Annotated in this window: 23 protein-coding genes and 1 pseudogene; 11 read left to right on the forward strand and 13 right to left on the reverse strand. The window is 34.2% G+C overall.

Annotated features, from left to right (window positions below; genetic code table 11):
• Positions 1 to 561 precede the first annotated feature (561 nt).
• Entirely contained in the window at positions 562 to 969 is a 408-nt protein-coding gene (locus ACM55I_RS13120; protein ID WP_416847287.1) for an endonuclease domain-containing protein, read from the forward strand.
• 69 nt (positions 970 to 1,038) lie between these two features.
• On the opposite strand, the gene ACM55I_RS13125 is transcribed toward ACM55I_RS13120, so the two are convergent.
• Together ACM55I_RS13125 and ACM55I_RS13130 are read right to left on the reverse strand one after the other, a co-directional pair.
• The gene (locus ACM55I_RS13125) at positions 1,039 to 2,178 is read right to left on the reverse strand and encodes a lipoprotein N-acyltransferase Lnb domain-containing protein (RefSeq protein WP_416847288.1); all 1,140 of its coding nucleotides are present in this window, start codon (positions 2,176 to 2,178) and stop codon (positions 1,039 to 1,041) included.
• 25 nt (positions 2,179 to 2,203) lie between these two features.
• Complete coding sequence (locus tag ACM55I_RS13130; protein ID WP_465245412.1) at positions 2,204 to 3,274, reverse strand: putative type IX sorting system protein PorV2; 1,071 nt, start codon at positions 3,272 to 3,274, stop codon at positions 2,204 to 2,206.
• Positions 3,275 to 3,467: 193 nt separating this feature from the next.
• Here ACM55I_RS13130 and ACM55I_RS13135 point away from each other — a divergent pair, with 193 nt between their 5' ends.
• The 3 genes from ACM55I_RS13135 (at position 3,468) to ACM55I_RS13145 (ending at position 5,520) form a co-directional block, all read left to right on the forward strand.
• A complete protein-coding gene (locus tag ACM55I_RS13135) occupies positions 3,468 to 4,184 on the forward strand; it encodes a CDP-alcohol phosphatidyltransferase family protein (RefSeq protein WP_416847289.1) in 717 nt (238 codons plus the stop codon).
• 8 nt (positions 4,185 to 4,192) lie between these two features.
• A complete protein-coding gene (locus ACM55I_RS13140) occupies positions 4,193 to 5,056 on the forward strand; it encodes a glycoside hydrolase family 25 protein (RefSeq protein ID WP_416847291.1) in 864 nt (287 codons plus the stop codon).
• A gap of 95 nt (positions 5,057 to 5,151) precedes the next feature.
• Positions 5,152 to 5,520, forward strand: coding sequence for a four helix bundle protein (locus tag ACM55I_RS13145; protein ID WP_416847293.1), 369 nt, complete (start codon positions 5,152 to 5,154; stop codon positions 5,518 to 5,520).
• Positions 5,521 to 5,613: 93 nt separating this feature from the next.
• Here ACM55I_RS13145 and ACM55I_RS13150 read toward each other — a convergent pair.
• The 6 genes and pseudogenes from ACM55I_RS13150 to ACM55I_RS13175 form a co-directional block, all read right to left on the reverse strand.
• Positions 5,614 to 5,949 (reverse strand): annotated as a pseudogene (locus tag ACM55I_RS13150) (HepT-like ribonuclease domain-containing protein).
• Entirely contained in the window at positions 5,942 to 6,241 is a 300-nt protein-coding gene (locus ACM55I_RS13155; protein WP_416836321.1) for a nucleotidyltransferase family protein, read from the reverse strand. Before ACM55I_RS13155 ends, ACM55I_RS13150 begins: the two are co-directional and overlap by 8 nt.
• Positions 6,242 to 6,334: 93 nt before the next feature.
• On the reverse strand, positions 6,335 to 7,075 hold the full coding sequence (gene lptB, locus ACM55I_RS13160; RefSeq protein WP_035667905.1) for an LPS export ABC transporter ATP-binding protein: 741 nt from the start codon (positions 7,073 to 7,075) through the stop codon (positions 6,335 to 6,337).
• 86 nt (positions 7,076 to 7,161) lie between these two features.
• On the reverse strand, positions 7,162 to 7,515 hold the full coding sequence (locus ACM55I_RS13165) for a carboxymuconolactone decarboxylase family protein (RefSeq protein ID WP_416847294.1): 354 nt from the start codon (positions 7,513 to 7,515) through the stop codon (positions 7,162 to 7,164).
• Complete coding sequence (gene tatC, locus ACM55I_RS13170) at positions 7,508 to 8,323, reverse strand: twin-arginine translocase subunit TatC (protein WP_416836319.1); 816 nt, start codon at positions 8,321 to 8,323, stop codon at positions 7,508 to 7,510. The genes ACM55I_RS13165 and tatC overlap by 8 nt, the downstream gene beginning before the upstream one ends.
• Positions 8,323 to 9,288: a KpsF/GutQ family sugar-phosphate isomerase gene (locus tag ACM55I_RS13175; protein ID WP_416847295.1), complete on the reverse strand. Its 966-nt coding sequence runs from the start codon at positions 9,286 to 9,288 to the stop codon at positions 8,323 to 8,325. The genes tatC and ACM55I_RS13175 overlap by 1 nt, the downstream gene beginning before the upstream one ends.
• An 85-nt stretch (positions 9,289 to 9,373) precedes the next feature.
• Between ACM55I_RS13175 and recQ the strand changes: the two genes are divergently transcribed.
• A complete protein-coding gene (gene recQ / locus ACM55I_RS13180) occupies positions 9,374 to 11,569 on the forward strand; it encodes a DNA helicase RecQ (protein ID WP_416847296.1) in 2,196 nt (731 codons plus the stop codon).
• A gap of 66 nt (positions 11,570 to 11,635) precedes the next feature.
• Here the strand turns inward: recQ and ACM55I_RS13185 are convergent, their stop codons facing one another.
• Entirely contained in the window at positions 11,636 to 11,869 is a 234-nt protein-coding gene (locus ACM55I_RS13185; RefSeq protein ID WP_416847297.1) for a hypothetical protein, read from the reverse strand.
• Between the two features lie 224 nt (positions 11,870 to 12,093).
• On the opposite strand from ACM55I_RS13185, the gene ACM55I_RS13190 reads away from it, so the two are divergent.
• Positions 12,094 to 13,656, forward strand: coding sequence for an NAD(P)/FAD-dependent oxidoreductase (locus ACM55I_RS13190; protein WP_416847298.1), 1,563 nt, complete (start codon positions 12,094 to 12,096; stop codon positions 13,654 to 13,656).
• Positions 13,657 to 13,781: 125 nt separating this feature from the next.
• Here ACM55I_RS13190 and ACM55I_RS13195 read toward each other — a convergent pair whose 3' ends face one another.
• The 4 genes from ACM55I_RS13195 to ACM55I_RS13210 all read right to left on the reverse strand — a co-directional run bounded on the left by ACM55I_RS13195 (position 13,782) and on the right by ACM55I_RS13210 (position 16,962).
• Positions 13,782 to 14,741 carry a quinone oxidoreductase family protein gene (locus ACM55I_RS13195; protein WP_416847300.1) on the reverse strand — a complete coding sequence of 320 codons (960 nt, stop codon included), beginning with the start codon at positions 14,739 to 14,741 and terminating at the stop codon, positions 13,782 to 13,784.
• Between the two features lie 251 nt (positions 14,742 to 14,992).
• Positions 14,993 to 15,619, reverse strand: coding sequence for a peptide-methionine (S)-S-oxide reductase MsrA (gene msrA, locus ACM55I_RS13200; RefSeq protein WP_416847302.1), 627 nt, complete (start codon positions 15,617 to 15,619; stop codon positions 14,993 to 14,995).
• Between the two features lie 85 nt (positions 15,620 to 15,704).
• Positions 15,705 to 16,265 (reverse strand): peptide-methionine (R)-S-oxide reductase MsrB, encoded by a 561-nt coding sequence (gene msrB, locus ACM55I_RS13205; protein WP_416847303.1) that lies wholly within the window; start codon positions 16,263 to 16,265, stop codon positions 15,705 to 15,707.
• Between the two features lie 235 nt (positions 16,266 to 16,500).
• On the reverse strand, positions 16,501 to 16,962 hold the full coding sequence (locus tag ACM55I_RS13210) for a GNAT family N-acetyltransferase (RefSeq protein ID WP_416847304.1): 462 nt from the start codon (positions 16,960 to 16,962) through the stop codon (positions 16,501 to 16,503).
• Positions 16,963 to 17,130: 168 nt separating this feature from the next.
• Between ACM55I_RS13210 and idi the strand changes: the two genes are divergently transcribed.
• From idi to ACM55I_RS13235, 5 genes are all read left to right on the forward strand, one after another.
• Positions 17,131 to 17,658, forward strand: a complete 528-nt coding sequence (gene idi / locus ACM55I_RS13215) for an isopentenyl-diphosphate Delta-isomerase (RefSeq protein WP_416847305.1) — start codon at positions 17,131 to 17,133, stop codon at positions 17,656 to 17,658.
• A gap of 96 nt (positions 17,659 to 17,754) precedes the next feature.
• Complete coding sequence (locus tag ACM55I_RS13220; protein WP_416847306.1) at positions 17,755 to 18,165, forward strand: 6-pyruvoyl trahydropterin synthase family protein; 411 nt, start codon at positions 17,755 to 17,757, stop codon at positions 18,163 to 18,165.
• Positions 18,165 to 18,623 carry a peroxiredoxin gene (locus tag ACM55I_RS13225; protein WP_416847307.1) on the forward strand — a complete coding sequence of 153 codons (459 nt, stop codon included), beginning with the start codon at positions 18,165 to 18,167 and terminating at the stop codon, positions 18,621 to 18,623. The genes ACM55I_RS13220 and ACM55I_RS13225 overlap by 1 nt, the downstream gene beginning before the upstream one ends.
• 1 nt (position 18,624) lies before the next feature.
• A complete protein-coding gene (locus ACM55I_RS13230; RefSeq protein ID WP_416847308.1) occupies positions 18,625 to 18,885 on the forward strand; it encodes a hypothetical protein in 261 nt (86 codons plus the stop codon).
• A gap of 68 nt (positions 18,886 to 18,953) precedes the next feature.
• Positions 18,954 to 19,220, forward strand: coding sequence for a hypothetical protein (locus ACM55I_RS13235; RefSeq protein WP_029286506.1), 267 nt, complete (start codon positions 18,954 to 18,956; stop codon positions 19,218 to 19,220).
• Positions 19,221 to 19,280: the final 60 nt, after the last annotated feature.

Genomic DNA, 19,280 nt, shown 5'->3' on the forward strand with positions numbered 1-19,280 from the left:
TACAATCGAAAAAGAAGACATTCAGCATTGAATTATGCAACAATTGAAGAATTTAACAATCAAATTAATTACAAAAATGTAGCTTAACTTAATGTGCAGTTTTTATTAGCATATCCATTATGAAGAACATATCCTATCCCGAATACTTGGGACTATCAAGGAGGGAATTGGGGAGTGGTATTATAGTTGTGAATGGACTTTAGGTTTATTAAAAATAAATTATTATGGAACCCCTTGCCCCTCTCAAGAGGGGAATTGAGAAGTGCAATTACGAATATAAATAATATTTCAGATCTTTAATACTGCGTTTTGAAAAAAGACATTATGAAGAACATACCGTATCCCGATTACTCGGGACTATCAAGGGGGGGATCGAGGAGTGGGATTATAGTTGTGAATGGACTTTAGGTTTTTTTAGTCTTTTGAAAATAAAAACTGAATGATTACGGGGTCGTGTTCCCCTCTTGAGAGGGGCTAGGGGTGTGTGTTTATTTAAACGGTATAAAAATATAATCAAAAAATCTTATTTTTAACATTATTAAAACAGTGACAGAATCTTGTATGCCTAAAAAAAAAATCATACCCTACAATCCAAAACTCAAAAAATTTGCCCGACAGCTTCGCAATAATTCGACAGAAACAGAAATTTTCCTTTGGTTAAAATTAAAAGGGAAACAGATGTACGGTTATGATTTTCATCGTCAAAAACCGATAGATAATTTTATTTTAGATTTTTTCTGTTATGAATTAATGTTAGGGATAGAAGTAGATGGGTATTCCCATCAATTTTTAGAAGTATATAATAAAGATGGTATAAAAGAAAAGCGAATGAATGAGTTTGGGATTAACATTTTGCGATTTAGTGATGAACAGGTCTTGAAAGATATGGAGAGTGTTATGCGGGCTATTGAGTTTTATATTTATGAGTATGAAAAACACACCCCTAACCCCTCTCAAGAGGGGAATTGAGGAGTGGAATTACGGATATAAATAACATTTAGGTTTTAGAGACAGAAAAAATAACATTGCTGCTTCCTCCTAAATAATTATTGGAATGCGTTTTTTATTCTGAATTGCCAGTTTTACTAAAATTATCATACTTGTAATTACCAAAGGGAGTACAATTAATAAATGTGCTTTGTTGACTAGAATGGCTAAGTAGATAAGCAACGAAAAGATGTTGAATATAGCCAGATTGTAAATTCCTTTTTTGTTTTTTGTTGCGTAAAAATAAAGCAATCCCAATAAAGTAGGATTAAATAGCAAAACATTATAATTGTATCCTAATTCTAAGTGGTATGAATAAAATCCCACAAATACGAAGAATAATCCTAATAGAGCCATCATAGTGAGGTAAAATAGATTGATGCTTTTCTTATTTATTAGTGCAATAAATCCAAGGAGTATTACATAAGTGTACCAATTGTTCCACCAAGACCCAGGAATTTCTTCATCGAATTCGATTATGGTTTTGTTTTCGGGAGCAAGCGGATGGTTCTGGAAAGAAACTTTTTTCAGGCTTTTTTGTAATTCAAAAGGTAAAAAAATCTGGGTACCCAAGCCATCTACTTTTTTGCCAAATATAATACTGGTTCCTAATTTTTCATAAAAGTGATTGTCAAAATACGGATACAATATAGTTCTATAGGTGATATCAGTATCTGCATTCTTTACAATTGCGACAGTGTCCAGTGTTTTGTTTATAATGTCAACGACCATTGACGTACAGTTTTTATCAATAAATTTATACGTATAATGGCTGTCTCCTGAAGCTAAGGAAGTATTCAGGTTATCAAATAATTTTTGTTTGAGATTCTCCGGAATATTCAATTCCTGTTCGTAAACTGATCTTTTTTCATAATTGTATTCATTGATGAAATCAGCATAGGGATGCGCTACTGCAAAATACTGTAAGTCTCCTTTTATGAATTTCAAAACAAAATTAGGCGTGTTGAAGTCGAAAGCTCCATAGTTATACACTACGTCAATGTTGTTGTAGGGGTCATTGATGCGAATAGCAGTATGTCCAAACAAAGAATACGATTCGTTTCCCGTTCCGCAAGTAAGTACGCTCACTTTCGCCTCTTTTGACAACAAAAGGTTTTGACCAAAACTTTGGTTTATGGTAGTAAATAATATGATGAAAAAAGAAATTTTTTTTAATAAAGAGAAATTCATTGACTTGATGATTAAATAAATATAATTAATTTCGAAACAAACCTAAATCTACTTTCACTGAAAAAATATTCGAATACAGCGCGGTACTTTGATTGCCTAAATCGGTTAGTGCATAATCAATTTGAATGCCTTTGTATTTAAAGCCCAATCCAATATTGGGTTGGAATCCTACTTTTTCTGTGCTGTCCAGTTGTTGTACCTTTTGGAAATTCCCAACGCCAGCACGTAGGAAGACCAAATCGGTATAACCAAATTCGAGTCCTACGGCAGGATCAATACTTATAAAATCAGTTGAAAAAGCGTCGTTGGTTTTGGCAAACCGCATATTCATATTGGCTGCAGCCATAATACTGTAATCGTAATGAATGATAAACTTTTTTGCTATTCCCAGTTGTGCTTTTGGAGCGGTAATCTCTGTGCTTTCAGGTAATTCCTGATTTTCTCCAGGAATGGCATTGGCAATTTTTTTATACTCGGCTTCATCAATATTCCATACGTTATAGGTAGTGGTTATGTCACGGACGATGAGCCCAAATTGCCAGTCATTTTTTTCGAATTGCAATCCAACATCAAAGCCAAATCCCCAAGAACTGGCAAATTTTCCGATAATGCGACGGATTACTTTGGCATTTACGCCATACTGAAATCCGGGAACAGGAAGCTTTCTGGCATACGAAAAAGTAAAACCATAATCGGCAGTAGAAAAAAGACTGATTCGGTTGTAGTCAATGTTGCCCTGACTGTCTATTAATTCAGTAGTATTTAAAATGTCATCCACACCAAAACGAATTAAAGAAATCCCCCAAGCGCTGCGGTCATCTATAGGACTGGCATAAGCGGCATAATCATATTGTGCAATATTGGCAAAATAGTTGGCATGCATCAGGGATACCTGATGGTCTTCCAGATGAATAAGTCCTGCAGGATTCCAATACCCTGAATTGACATCGCTTGTAGAAGCCACTACGGTATTTGACATGCCTAAAGCTGCCGCATCCACGCCGATATTCATAAACTCATTCGAGTATTTCCTGACGGCCTGACTGTGATTTACGGTACAAACCAAAAGCAAAAGCAATACGAAGCCTTTTTTCAATAGTATTATTTTTACAAACCGAAAGTCTGTTTAATTTTTATCAAAAATATAATTTTTTACTGAGGTTATTTCTTCCTTTGGATAAATATATATAAACAAGAAACAGTTGTTGAAAAATCTCTATTAAAAAACGTACTTCTTCGTCACTTATTATGCTAAATTTGCCAACTTTGAATCACTAAACTTTAGCACTATGAATATTAAAAAGCATATCCCGAATCTCATTACATTACTCAACCTTTTTTGTGGCTGTATTGCTTTGGTTTTTGCATTTCATCGTAATTTTGAAATGGCTTTTTATTTTGTATGCCTTGGTATATTTTTAGATTTTTTTGATGGTTTTTTTGCCCGATTATTTAAAGTTTCCAGTCCGTTAGGTTTGCAGTTGGATTCTTTAGCAGATATGGTTACCAGCGGTGTTGTTCCCGGTTTAGTGATGTATCAGATGCTGATTAACACTTCGACAACTATGTCAGAGAGTTATATGCAAATTTTTCCTTATTTAGGTTTTATTATCACTTTGGGTTCTTGCTATCGCTTGGCTAATTTTAATATTGACACGCGTCAAACGGATTCCTTCATAGGTTTGCCAACGCCTGCTAATGCTTTGTTTGTTTTGAGTTTGCCTTTAGTTTTAAAATACTCTGATTCTCTATTTCTTCTCGAAATTTTGACGAATCAATGGGTTTTATTGGTTGTAACTTTATTAAGTGCTTATATGTTGAACGCTGAAATTCCATTATTTTCATTAAAAATTAAAAAGTTTAGCTTCAAAGACAATGCACTTCAGATTATCTTTTTATTACTGTCGCTTTTGCTTTTGGTTTTCTTTCAGTATTTAGGAATTCCTTTGCTTATTATTTTTTATATTTTGCTTTCTGTAGTGAATAATAAAGTTTTGAAAAAGTAGTTTTTTGAATGAGAAAAAAGCTGGTCCGACGACAAACGACAAGAATTCGTAAACCCAAAAAGAAAATCTCAATTTTCTCTGGGAAGCTCGTGCGTTTTTCTGTTGTTACTTTTTTTATCTTGTTTGTTCTTGGGGTTGGGTATCATTATCGGAATGGTTTAGCTTATTATTTTAGTTTTAAATCGAATAAAATACTCAGCAAAGCAGCCGAGGGTAAGCGTATTTCCGATGTTCGAAATTTTCAGGTTTTAGAAAAAAACGAAGAAAAAAGCATCGGTTTAGACGTTTCTGAATATCAGGGAAAAATCAGCTGGTCTTATGTGGATACTTTAGAAAAAAAATATCCCTTACATTTTGTATTTATTCGAGCCACAGTAGGAAAGGATCGGAAAGATCGTCAGTACAATCGGAATTGGCTTGGCGCCAAAGACAATAAAATGATTCGGGGCGCTTATCATTATTACCGCCCTAACGAAAATTCACTTGAGCAGGCAGCGCTTTTCATAAAAACAGTGAGACTTCAAAAAGGGGATTTACCGCCTATATTGGATATTGAAAAACTACCAAAAAATCAGTCTCTCGATAGCCTGAAAACTGGACTGAAACGATGGTTGAAAGCAATTGAATTGCATTATGGCGTAAAACCGATTATCTATACAGGGGAGAAATATTATGATGATTTTTTGAAAGATGAATTCAGTAATTATCTTTTTTGGATTGCCAATTATAATTTTTACAGGGAAGAAATGGATGATGATTGGTTGTTCTGGCAATTTACAGAGAAAGCTTCCGTACCAGGAATAAAAGGAAATGTTGATGTCAATATTTACAATGGTGATTTGCAGCAGTTGCAGTATATTACTGTGGAGTAGTATTTTAGTGATCAGTATTTAGTAATCAGTATTTGGTGATCAGTATTCAGTGATCAGTTTTTAGTGTTCAATAATCAACTTTAAATGATATAAATATGAAATTCCAAGATTTATTAGCGTATCAGAAATCATTTTCATTAGCCATGAAAATTTTTGAAATAACAAAACTATTTCCAAAAGAAGAAATGTATTCTTTAACGGATCAAATTAGGCGTTCTTCAAGAAGTGTACCAGCTAATATCTCAGAATCTTATAGAAAAAGAATCTATCCCAAAAATTTTCATAGCAAATTAACCGATTCTGATGCTGAAAATTCAGAAACTCAAGTTTGGCTGGAGTTTTCACTTAAATGCAACTATATAAATGAAAGTATTTATAACGAATTATTAAACGAAAGTAATGAGGATGGAAAACTAATTAATTACATGATTTTAAATCCTCAAAAATTTGGTGTAGCTCTGTAGGAAAGTGATCAGTTTTTAGTTTACAGTGTTCAGTTTACAGTAATTAGGCTTCAGATTAAGAAATGTTGCCAATTTAAGGCTTTTAGTTGCCTTTTAATAATTTATCGATTCGATTTTTAACTTTGGTAAATGATTGGTGATTATTGCCCAAATAGTTTCATCTGATATGTTATCATAAGCATGAATAACTTGGTTTCTTAATCAAACAATTGCAGTAGCATCAGTAATTTTTGAAGTATAAGAATTATCAGTTTTTAATATTCTATTTATGGCTTCTCCAATTATTTCAAGATTTCTTTCTACAGCTCTTTTTCGCATTAAGTTTTTTCTGTATTCAAAAAAATCCATTCTTTCGTCAATAAAATAACTGTTTATCTCATCAATTGATACTTTAACATCATAAAGCCATTTTAGGATTTTTTTATCCATAAATTAATTCTTTATTTTCTTCAATGGAACTAATTAAATAGGGGTTTTTTAAAGTTTGCTCTTCCACTAAATCAATTTCTCTGTGCAGTAAATTTTTGAGTTTATTTTTAAGATCAATATAATTTATAAAGTATAGTTTAAGATCAAAAGATTTAAATTTCACTAAAAAATCTATATCACTTTCTTCATTAAATTTTGTTGTAGTAGCTGAGCCAAAAAGATATAATTTTTCAACATTATGTGTTTCACATAATTTTTTGATTATTTCTTTATTTTGGGTTATTAAATACATAAAAACAAAGATATAGATTTTTTGCGATGTAAGTTTCTGAAAATGATTGTTTCTCAATATCTGTCATCTGCTATCTGTTAACTGAATACTTTTTTAAAACTCCAATTTCTTCTTTCTCAACTCGAAATTTTGACCCAAATACACTCTTCGTACCATTTCATCTTCCACTAATTCTTCCGGAATACCAGCTTTTAGGATTCCACCTTCAAACATAAGGTAGGTTTTGTCAGTGATTGCCAGCGTTTCCTGAACATTATGGTCGGTGATAAGAATACCAATATTTTTATTTTTTAATTGCGCGACAATTCTTTGAATGTCCTCAACTGCAACCGGATCGACACCAGCAAAAGGTTCATCCAGTAATATGAATTTTGGGTCGGTAGCAAGACAACGTGCAATTTCAGTACGGCGGCGTTCTCCACCAGAAAGTAAATCACCGCGATTGGTTCGAATGTGTTCTAAGCTAAATTCCTCAATTAAACTTTCCATTTTAGCTTCTTGTTCGGCTTTGGATAGTTTTGTTAATTGAAGGACGCTCAGTATATTGTCTTCGATACTTAGTTTTCTAAAAACGGAAGCTTCTTGCGCTAAATAACCAATTCCTTGTTGTGCTCTTTTGTACATAGGATAATCGGTGATATTTAAATCATCCAGAAATATATTGCCTGAATTTGGTTTAACCAATCCTACAATCATATAAAACGAAGTCGTTTTTCCGGCACCATTAGGCCCCAAAAGCCCTACGATTTCGCCTTGATTTACTTCTACCGAAATGCCTTTTACAACACTACGACCTTTATAGGTTTTTATAAGATTTTCGGCTCTTAATTTCATTTTTTTTAGTTTAATCGTTTGATAGTTTAACTGTTTAATCGTTCAAATAAACGAATAAACAATTAAACGATTTTGCTTCTTAACAATTATTTCACAGCGTTTTCTTCCAATGCTTCCCAGAATTCGTATGCTCTGCGCAAATGAGGTACAACAATAGTTCCACCAACAAGCGTAGCAATTCCCATTGCTTCCATCATTTCTTCTTTGGTCACACCTTCTTTGTAGCAGGTTTCCAAATGATATTTTACGCAATCATCACAACGTAAAACTGCCGAAGCCACTAATCCCAGTAACTCTTTTGTTTTAACATCTAAGGCTCCTGCGGCATACGCATTGGTGTCCAAATTGAAAATACGCTTTACAATTTTGTTATTGTCAGCCAATAATTTTTCGTTCATTTTAGAACGGTATTCGTTGAATTCTTGTATTATATCAGCCATTTGCTTTTTTTTGATTTCTTACTACTAGTTTTGAAATTAAGATGCTTAATTCGTAGATTAATAACATAGGGATAGCAACAATGGTTTGGCTAACCACATCAGGCGGGGTAACAATCGCGGCAACAATAAGTATTATGATTACGGCATATTTCCAGTATTTTCTTAAAAATGTGGGTGTTACCAGACCTAGTTTTGTTAAGAAATAGATGATTATTGGCATTTCAAAAAATATTCCACTTGCTAATACTGATGTTTTTACCATGCCTAAATAGGAATCCAAAGTAAATTGGTTCTTTACAATATCACTTACCGTAAATGTAGCCAAGAAATTGACTGACATTGGAATCACTACATAATAGCCAAATAAAACCCCTAAAAAGAAAAGTAGTGATGAAATGAATATAAATATTTTAGCATTTTTTCTTTCTTTTTCATACAAAGCAGGACTTATAAATTTCCATATTTCAAATAAAATATAAGGAAAACTTAAGATGAAACCGGCCAAAAGACACATCCAGACAAACATATTTACCTGACCTTCCATTTCCGTATTTTGAATGATAAAAGGCATTTCAGTGATGCAAATACTATCTGCAAAACCTAAAGCGTGCGATAAATCACAAAAAAAAGTATAGGTTATAAAGGTTGGTCTTGTAGGTCCAAATATGATAATGTCAAATAGGTAATCACTTATGAAATACGTAAGAAAGGCCATTATTATTACTGCCATTGTACTTCGAACCAATAACCATCTTAATTCTTCAAGATGATCTAAAAACGACATTTCGTTTAAGTCTTTCTTTGCCATTATACTATTCCTTCTTTTAAAATATCGTGTAAATGTAATACGCCTTTGTACTCGCCATTGTCTACCACCACTAATTGTGTAATGGAAAAGTCTTCGAGAATATTCAATGCATCAGCAACCATTGCCGTAGATGCTATTAGTTTTGGGTTTTTAGTCATAATGTCTTTGGCGGTCAAATCAGTAAATGAATCACGGTCATTTAGCATTCTTCGAATGTCGCCGTCAGTAATGATTCCAATTACTTTATTTTGATCCACAACGGCAGTTACACCAAGTCGTTTCTCTGAAATTTCGAAAATTACTTTCTTTATAGATGCATCAGGAGTGACCATTGGTTTCAAAGTATGTTCTAACATGTCTTTCACGCGCAACAATAATTTTTTACCTAAAGCACCACCAGGATGGTATACCGCAAAATCTTCTGGTTTGAAATCGCGCATTTCCATAAGGCAAACCGCAATCGCATCGCCCATGACTAATTGTGCTGTTGTGCTATTAGTAGGAGCCAGATTGTTAGGACAAGCCTCTGCATTTACAGTAGTGTTCAAAACAAAATCAGAGCCCTTAGCAAGAAAAGAGGTCATGTTTCCTGTGATTGCAATCAAGGTATTGCCAAAACGTTTTAAAAGTGGTACTAAAACTTTTATTTCCGGGCTATTGCCGCTTTTTGAAATGCAGATAATTATATCTTCGTTTTGAATCATTCCTAAATCGCCATGAATTGCTTCTGAGGCATGAAGAAATAAAGAGGGTGTTCCGGTAGAATTAAAAGTGGCTACCATTTTTTGGGCAATAATGGCGCTTTTTCCAATACCTGTGACCACTAATCTCCCTTTGGAATTGTAGATACTTCGAGTAGCTTCGATGAAGTTTTCATCAAGATATTCAGTTAGTTTGGCAATTGCTTCACTTTCAGATAAAATAGTTTTTTTGGCGCTAGCCAATATATTTTCTTTTGTTATCAAAACAGAATGGTTAAAATTTGTATGTTTAAAAGAATTTTGTATCTTTATGTGATGCAAATTTATACAAAATACCACATAATCAAGAATGAATTCAAACGAAATTGATATCCACAAAGAATTAAAAAAATATTTTGGCTTCAGCCAATTTAAAGGATTACAAGAACAAGTCATTAAAAGTCTCCTTGATAAGCAAAACACATTTGTGATTATGCCCACAGGAGGAGGAAAATCACTCTGTTACCAATTACCTGCTTTGTTTCAAGAGGGAACTGCAATCGTAGTTTCTCCTTTAATTGCTTTGATGAAAAATCAAGTTGATGCCATTCGAAGTTTATCTTCTGAAAATGGGGTTGCCCACGTTTTAAACTCTTCTCTTACCAAAACAGAAATTGCTCAAGTTAAAAAGGATATTACTTCCGGTTTAACTAAATTATTATATGTTGCCCCGGAATCCTTGACAAAAGAAGAATATGTCGCGTTTCTTCAAACGGTACCCATTTCATTTGTGGCTATTGATGAAGCGCATTGCATCTCCGAGTGGGGACACGATTTTAGACCTGAATACAGAAACTTAAAACACATTATTAAGCAATTAGGCGATATGCCTATCATTGGGTTGACCGCTACGGCTACGCCAAAAGTACAGGAAGATATTCTGAAAAATTTAGATATGACAGATGCTACCACTTTTAAAGCATCGTTCAACAGACCTAATTTATATTATGAAGTACGTACCAAAACTAAAAATATTGAATCGGATATTATCCGATTTATCAAACAGCATAAAGGCAAATCAGGAATTATTTATTGCTTAAGCCGTAAAAAAGTGGAGGCTATAGCCGAAGTTTTACAAGTAAACGGAATAAGTGCCGTTCCTTATCATGCCGGATTGGATGCTAAAACCCGAGCGAAACATCAGGATATGTTTCTTATGGAAGATGTTGATGTAGTGGTGGCTACAATTGCTTTTGGAATGGGAATAGACAAGCCGGATGTTCGTTTTGTTATTCACCACGATATCCCTAAATCATTGGAAAGCTACTATCAGGAAACGGGTCGCGCAGGTCGTGACGGTGGCGAAGGTCATTGTCTGGCCTATTATTCCTATAAAGATGTTGAAAAATTAGAGAAATTCATGTCGGGCAAACCTGTTGCTGAACAGGAAATAGGTTTTGCGTTATTACAAGAAGTGGTGGCTTATGCTGAAACTTCGATGTCCAGAAGGAAATTTCTGCTTCATTATTTCGGAGAGGAATTTGATGATGTTAATGGTGAAGGTGCTGATATGGATGATAATGTCAGAAATCCGAAAACAAAAGTGGAAGCCATAGATCAAGTGGTGAAGCTTTTGGAAGTGGTGCGTGATACGAAACATTTGTACAAATCAAAAGAAGTTGTTTTTACGTTAATTGGCCGCGTGAATGCTGTTATCAAAGCACATCGAACGGATACACAGTCTTTTTTTGGATGTGGTTCAGATCATGATGAGAAATATTGGATGGCCTTATTGCGGCAAGTTTTAGTTGCCGGGCTTTTGTCTAAAGATATAGAAACCTACGGAATCGTAAAAATTACCGAGAAAGGATTGCATTTTATTAAAAACCGCGAATCCTTTATGATGTCTGAAGATCATGAATATAATGAATCTGAAGATGAAGCTATTGTGACAGCGGCAAAATCTACAGGAACTGCCGATGAATTATTGATGGGCATGTTACGGGATTTACGTAAAAAAGTTGCCAAGAAATTAGGTGTCCCTCCCTTTGTGGTTTTTCAAGATCCATCGCTCGAAGATATGGCTTTGAAATATCCGGTTTCCCAAGAAGAATTGATTAATATTCACGGTGTTGGAGAAGGAAAAGCCAAGAAATACGGTGCGGCATTTCTCGAGTTAATTAGTAGATATGTAGAAGATAACGATATTATTCGTCCAGAAGATTTAGTGGTTAAATCCACTGGAGTCAATTCAGTAAATAAACTCTATATCATTCAAAATATCGACAGAAAATTATCTCTTGATGACATTGCTTCCGCAAAAGGGTTAAAGATGGATGATTTAATCAAAGAAATGGAACAAATTGTTTATTCTGGAACCAAGCTAAACATAAAATATTGGATTGATGATATGCTTGATGATGATCAACAAGAAGAAATTCATGATTATTTTATGGAATCCGAATCCGATAATATTGAAGCCGCACTCAAAGAATTTGAAGGCGATTATGATATTGATGAATTGCGACTGATGCGGATTAAGTTTATCAGCGAAGTAGCAAATTAGAAAGTAATCAGTTTGCAGTAATCAGTAATCAGTAATTTCTGCTATCCGAATACTGATCACTGCAAACTAAAAAAGTTCTCCTCGATGCGGTTTCAAAGCATCTCTTACCTGAATCATGTTTTCATCGGTTACTACCATAAAAGCAATGGCTTGCATTTCGCCATGAATCTCAAAACCGGTGATATTTAAGTCAAATTTTTCAATAGCGATATATTCTTTCAAATGAATTTCGTGATGCTCCGCCGTTTTTGCAGCAGCAGGTCCACGGAAATCCCAAATCAGTTTTATTTTTCTAGACATTTTGTCGGGGTTACTTGTTTAACGGGTTAACAGTTTAATCAGTTAGCAGCTCAATTCTTGTGAAGCGGCAAAGTTACAAAGTCTAATTTGAAAATGAGCTAATTTGAAAAATTGAAAATGGATTCTTTATTGAATCACTAATTCCACTTCAAAATACTATTTTTGTACTTTGTTTTTGTTTTTCGAATAAACGAATCAACAAAACAATGATTAAATAAGATAAAATGCCTCAAGAACTATTATTACAAGTAACACCGGAAATCGCTGCGAATGAATCGTTGCTAAAAGACCATTTGTCGAAACAAATTAAAGTTTCTGCAAATGAAATTCAGCATGTTTCTATTTTAAAACGTTCGATTGATGCGCGTCAAAAAACGATAAAAATCAATTTAAAAGTGGCTATTTATTTGAAAGGAGAACCTTTTCAAGAGCATAAAATCCAACTTCCCGATTATAAAAATATTTCTTCAGCTCCCGAAGTACTTGTTGTTGGTGCCGGACCCGCTGGACTTTTTGCCGCATTGCAATTGATAGAGTTGGGTTTAAAACCCATAGTTATTGAGCGAGGAAAAGATGTACGTGGCAGACGTAGGGATTTGAAAGCCATCAATCTAGATCATCTTGTCAATGAAGATTCTAATTATTGTTTTGGCGAAGGTGGTGCAGGAACCTATTCAGATGGGAAATTATACACGCGTTCTAAAAAACGTGGTGATGTAACGAGAATTCTGGAGTTATTTGTCGCTTTTGGAGCTTCGGAAGATATTTTGATTGAAGCGCATCCGCATATTGGAACCAATAAATTACCTCAAATTATTCAAGATATTCGGGACAAAATCATCGAATGCGGTGGACAGGTTTTGTTTGAAACCCGATTGACCGATATTTTAGTAAAAAACAATGAAGTGCAAGGTATCGTTACCCAAAAAGGAGATACGATTCTTGCCAATAAACTCATTTTGGCCACAGGGCATTCTGCCCGTGATATTTTTGAATTATTAGACAGAAAGGAAATTTTTATTGAAGCCAAATCTTTTGCCTTGGGCGTAAGAGCTGAGCATCCACAATCCTTAATTGATAGCATTCAATACAGTTGCGATTATCGTGGCGAACATTTACCTCCAGCACCTTATTCTATTGTAAAACAAGTAGGAGGTAGGGGAATGTATTCGTTTTGTATGTGTCCCGGTGGTGTGATTGCGCCTTGTGCGACGAGTCCGGGTGAAGTGGTTACGAATGGTTGGTCTCCGTCTAAACGTGATCAGGCTACTGCTAATTCTGGAATTGTAATCGAATTAAAACTCGAAGATTTCAAACCTTTTGCTAAATTTGGTCCTTTGGCCGGAATGGAATTTCAAAAAAGCATTGAACAAAAAGCTTGGCATTTGGCGGGGGGAACCCAAAAAGTTCCTGCACAACGCATGATTGATTTTACCCAAAATAAAGTTTCATCGGATATTCCGAAAACGTCTTATGTTCCCGGAACGACTTCAATAGAAATGGGGCAGGTTTTTCCTGGATTTTTAACACAGATATTGCGAGAAGGGTTCTCTGAATTTGGGAAATCCATGCGCGGTTATTTGACTAATGAAGCCGTACTTCATGCGCCAGAAAGCCGTACTTCATCACCAGTGCGTATTCCTAGAGACCCATTGACTTATGAACATGTGCAAATAAAAGGGTTGTATCCTTGTGGAGAAGGAGCGGGTTATGCCGGCGGAATTATTTCTGCAGCAATTGATGGCGAGAAATGTGCGTTGATGATTGGGGCAATTTTGAACAAATAAAAACCCCGAATGGATCGGGGTTTTATAAGTATTTTTTTCTTTCTAAAAAGATAGTAAAGGCGTTTTATTGATTCCAGTTGCGATTAAGAATTGGGTTTCAACTGCGCTTGACTTGAGAAAATGTGTTAAGGAATCAATATAATCTTCCCCGTACTTTTTCTACTTTCCAGATAATCATGTGCTTGCTTTCCTTCTGAAAGTTTGAAAACAGTTGGTTCGGCAATAGTAATTTGATTGCTATTAATCCAATCAAATAATTGATGCGCTCTTTTGATGCGCTCTTCTTTAGAAGTTAAATAACTCCATAGATCACCACCAGTAAGTGTTTTGGATGTGTCCATTAGCATTCTTGGATTGATAAAATCTGGATCACCGCCTGCCATACCAAAAAAGACTACTTGTCCACAATTTTTAGTCACTTCAAAACTATCACTTAGAGTACTGCCGATACTGTCATAAACTACATCTACTCCGTTTGGACAAAAAGATAAAACCTGTGATTTCCAATCTTCGGAATATAAGAATACTTTATCAGCACCATTTTGTAGCGCAATCTCCGCTTTTTCTTTTGATGAGGTCAAACCAATTACTTTGGCTCCTAGTAATTTACTGATTTGTGTCAAAAATTGTCCAACTCCTCCAGCCGAAGCATGGATAAGTACCGTTTCTCCAATTTTAGTTTTGTGACTGTCTGTGGCTAAATAATGTGCTGTTAATCCTTGTAACAATATTGTCGCAGCTGTTTCAAAAGAAATGGATTCTGGTAATGGTATCACGTTCGAAACGGGAACAGCCACAAACTCAGCATTTGCAAAAGGTACATCGGCAAATGCAATTCGGTCTCCAATTTTAAAATCAGGGTTATTGTTTGTATCTACAACCACTCCCGAACCTTCATAGCCTGCAATAAAAGGAGGGTTTCCTTTTAGATGATAATTTCCTTTTCGTCTGTACACATCAGCAAAATTTAAACCGATGGCACGCATTTCGACCAATATTTCCTCTTCTTTTAATATTGGAGTTGGGATTTCAATATATTCTAAAACATCTGAATTACCAAATGTTGAAAAAGTAAGTGCTTTCATTTTTTAAGTTTTATGTGCTCATTAATGTATGTAAAGAACGTGAATTATAATTTTTTTAGCATAGCTATATGATTATACTTTATCCTCTTTATGAAGACTAAACAATTAATTTGAAATCTCATTCTGTCACTTTGTTAAAAATCAATCTAATTAATTCAATTTCCGCTGTTTTTTTTGCCAATCTGTTTCAGGACGAGATAGCGTGTTAAAAAAAACCGCCTCTTCATAAAGAGACGGTTTTGTCATAATTTCTATTTTTTCTTTTTCAATCGATCTTTAAATAGCTTTTCAAATTTTTCTATTTTGGGTTGAATCACCATTTGACAATATGGTTGACTTTTATTATTTGCATAATAATTTTGATGGTAATCTTCAGCTTTGTAAAACTTGGTCAGCGGTTCCAATGTTGTTACTATAGGGCTGTCATATACTTTAGCTTTTTTCAAGGCATTAATAATCGCTTGTGCCGCTGTTTTTTGTTCTTCATTTTTATAGAAAATAGCAGAACGGTATTGTGTTCCGGCATCAGCGCCTTGACGGTTTAAGGTAGTAGGGTCATGAACGGTAAAAAAGACTTTGAAAATTTCGTCCAAATTTGTTACGTTTTTATCGTAGGTAATTTGTACCGCTTCGGCATAGCCTGTTCTTCCGGTAGAAACATCTTCATATGACGGATTCATCATCTTACCGCCTGCAAACCCAGATATTGCTGATTTTACTCCGTTCAGATTCTCATAAACGGCTTCTACACACCAGTAACAACCACCCGCTAAAGTGATGGTTTCGAAATTGGATTGTTTTGGGGCTTTTCCGGTACTGTTATTTTGTCCCAACATGCTTAATGATGTCAGTAAACAAATCAAAAATAGATTTTTCATACGTAGATATTATTTGTTTTTTAATGGAATATGGTATCGCCATTCTTGACTATTGTTTGTGATTTTGAATCATGGCGATTTCATATTATTTAGTATCAGGGATAAAGTCAAGTGCTATTGAATTCATGCAGTATCTTTTTCCGGTTGGTGCAGGTCCATCATCAAAAAGATGCCCTAAATGACCACCACATCTGCCACAAAGGGCTTCAATTCTTTCCATTCCAAGGGAATTGTCGGTTTTATAAACGACACTGTTTTTATTGTCTTGTTCAAAAAAACTGGGCCAACCACAACTGCTGGCAAATTTTGCGCCGGAACGAAATAATTTATTGCCACAAGCAGCACAATAATAGGTTCCTTTTTCATCCGTATTCCAGTATTTTCCTGTAAACGGTCTTTCGGTATCGGCATGTCGCATTACTTCATAAACATCTTCGGGTAATACCTTTTTCCATTCGGCATCCGTAAGGTTTAGTTTTGTTGTATCGGTATTTGAATAATACGGATTTCCGGGTTTGTTGATAGGATTTTCCATACTAGTAGCTTTTTTACTATTGTTTTGTTTGTTTGTATTTTGTCCACAGGCTGTAAACATGAATAGTGGCAGTAAAAATATTGCGCTTAAAAAACGGGTTGTTGTTTTCATATGTAGATAATATTTGTTTTTTATAGGAATATGGTATCGCCATTCTCCGTTATTAATTGTGATTTTTGAATCATGGCGATTTCATATATTTTATTTTTATACTACAAATGTAAAGCGGTTTCGAATCATTATATGTCGCCTACTTTACAAATTAATAGCGATTTAAGTAAGTTTTAACTATTGTTATTTACGAAAAAAAATCACTTTTGGATTTGTAATTAATAAAAGTGTAATGCTACAAACCCATTCTCATATTTATCAAGTGTTTTTTGAATCCTACTTTTTCATAGGCTTTAATTGCTGGAGCATTATCATTGTATACGTCTAATTGGAGTTCGAATATATCCTTAGAACGACACCAATCTTTGAGTGCTTCGATAATTCTGGAATTCACCCCTTTCCCTCTGTGATTGGGATCCGTGTACATGAATCCTAAATAGGCATAGGTTTCATGATTCAAATAAGGCTTCGCGGCTTCTAATCGTGCATATCCGGAACCAATTATTTCCGAATCGCTTTCGGCTACCAATACTTCAATATGAGATGCCGAAATCATTTTCTCAATATCATAATAATGGATTTTTCCTTTTTTTAAAGTGGGGTCAAAAGGACGTTCGGCAGTAATAATTCCTTGTTCAAATTCAAGAAGTTTCTTTAAATCGTTAGGATGTGCTTTTCGGATTGTGATGTTGTGCATTATGATATTTGTATTTGAATATAAAAATACAAAAGAATATTTAAATCGATGACTTTGTGTTTTATTTGGATTACTCCAAAGTAATTCCGCTTCAACAAATCGAAACAGAACGTTAAAGCCCTATTCGATAATTTTCTTTTTTGTATTTTTGTAATGCTAAAAATACCCATGAAAGAAGAAAACGTAATATTAGTTAACGAAAATGATGAGCAAATAGGGCTGATGCCTAAGTTAGAAGCACATGAAAAAGCAGTTTTACATCGTGCGTTTTCTGTTTTTATTTTAAACAATAAAAACGAATTGATGTTACAGCAGCGTGCCTATCAAAAATACCATTCTCCTTTGTTATGGACGAATACCTGCTGCAGTCATCAACGAGAAGGAGAGTCCAATATTAAAGCTGGAAGTCGCAGATTATTTGAAGAAATGGGTTTTAAAACAGAACTCAAAGAGCTTTTTCATTTTATATACAAAGCCCCTTTTGACAATGGATTGACCGAGCATGAATTAGATCATGTTATGATAGGATATTATAATGATAATCCAGAAATAAATAGAGAGGAAGTTGAAGATTGGAAATGGATGACTATTGAAGATGTAAGAGTTGACATGGAAATTAATCCTGAACTATATACCGTTTGGTTTAAAATAATTTTCGACGAGTTTTATCACTTTCTGGAAGAACATAAAGTATAAGCTTGCAGTTGTAAAATTTCAGATTACGGTATCTGAAATAGATTAAAATTTAATTGTAATTCTGAGCGTAGCTGAAGATAAATACCCTAAACTAATATGAAAGTTACTATTTCACGAAAAGCCCATTTTAATGCAGCACATAGATTGTATAGAAAAGACTGGACTTTCGAACAAAATAATGCAGTTTTTGGCAAATGTAATAACCCTAATTATCACGGACACAATTATGAATTGACTGTTAGTGTAACCGGAAAAATTGATCCTGAAACTGGATTTGTCATTGATGTGAAATTCTTGAGCGAAATCATTAAAGAAGAAGTTGAAGATCAGTTTGATCATAAAAATCTTAATCTTGATGTTGCAGAGTTTCAAGATTTAAATCCTACTGCCGAAAATATTGTAGTAGTTATTTGGAATAAAATCAGAAAAAAAATCAAACCAGAATTTGAATTGGAAGTTGTTCTTTATGAAACACCTCGTAATTTTGTAACCTATAAAGGGGAATAATGGACTTAAAAGTGGGAGATAAAATCCCAAATTTTGAAGCAAAAGATACCAACGGCAAAGATTTTGATAGCAAAAAAGTAGTTGGATTAAAGCCTCTTGTCATATACTTTTATCCAAAAGATAATACCCCGGGCTGTACTGCCCAAGCCTGTAGCTTTAGAGATCAATACGAAGATTTCAAGAATTTGGGAGCTGAAGTAATCGGTGTCAGCAACGATAGTGTAGTTTCCCATCAAGAATTTACCAAACATTATAAATTGCCTTTTCTTCTTTTGTCAGACCCTGATAAAAAAATCAAAAAACTTTTTGGTGTTCACTCTCGAATGTTTGGGTTACTTCCTGGAAGAGTGACCTATGTAGTTGATAAAAATGGAATTATTCAAATGGTTTTTGATAGTGTATTGGCTACTAGGCACATGCTTAAAGCACTTGAAACCATTAAAAGATTAGTATCATAGATTGCAAAATTGTATTACAAACGTTTTTCTATTTTATGGCTGTCCTTATTTTACGACTAATTTTATTCCGCTAGATGAAATTACTGTATCTAAATCCGGAAAAACGTTTACTGTAGATATGTGTGTGGAAGGAACATTTGAAATTGAGTATGACAATTCAAAATTACAATATAAAAAAGGAGATACTATTTTGATTCCTGTTATGATGAATACATTCATTCTCAATGGAAAAGCTTCAATTTTAGAAATTTACATTTCATAGTCGGTAATAGAAAGATTATGTGTACTTTTGCAGACGCAAATTAAAATTCAAATTTTAAAAAAATAAAAATGGCAAACGTTAAGAATTTAAAGAAAGACATCAACTACGTTTTAGGAGATATTATTGAAGCAGTTTACTTGTTCGAAATTTCTACAACAGGAAAACCAACAACAGAAACTAATGATTTAATTGACGAAGCTATCGCTGCTTTTGACGCATTAATCACTAAAGTGAACGCAAAAAAGGTAGAAGATAAAAAAGCTCACTTCAAACAAATCAATGTTGAATTGGAACAAACTGCTAATCAATTGATTGCTAAAATCAACGAATTGTAGTGAAAAAAAAGCAAAAAAAAGTTTGAATTTGTTTTGGAAAATAGAAATTCAGACTTATAT

Source organism: Flavobacterium algoris, from assembly GCF_048158525.1.
In the GTDB taxonomy this organism is placed as follows: domain Bacteria; phylum Bacteroidota; class Bacteroidia; order Flavobacteriales; family Flavobacteriaceae; genus Flavobacterium; species Flavobacterium algoris.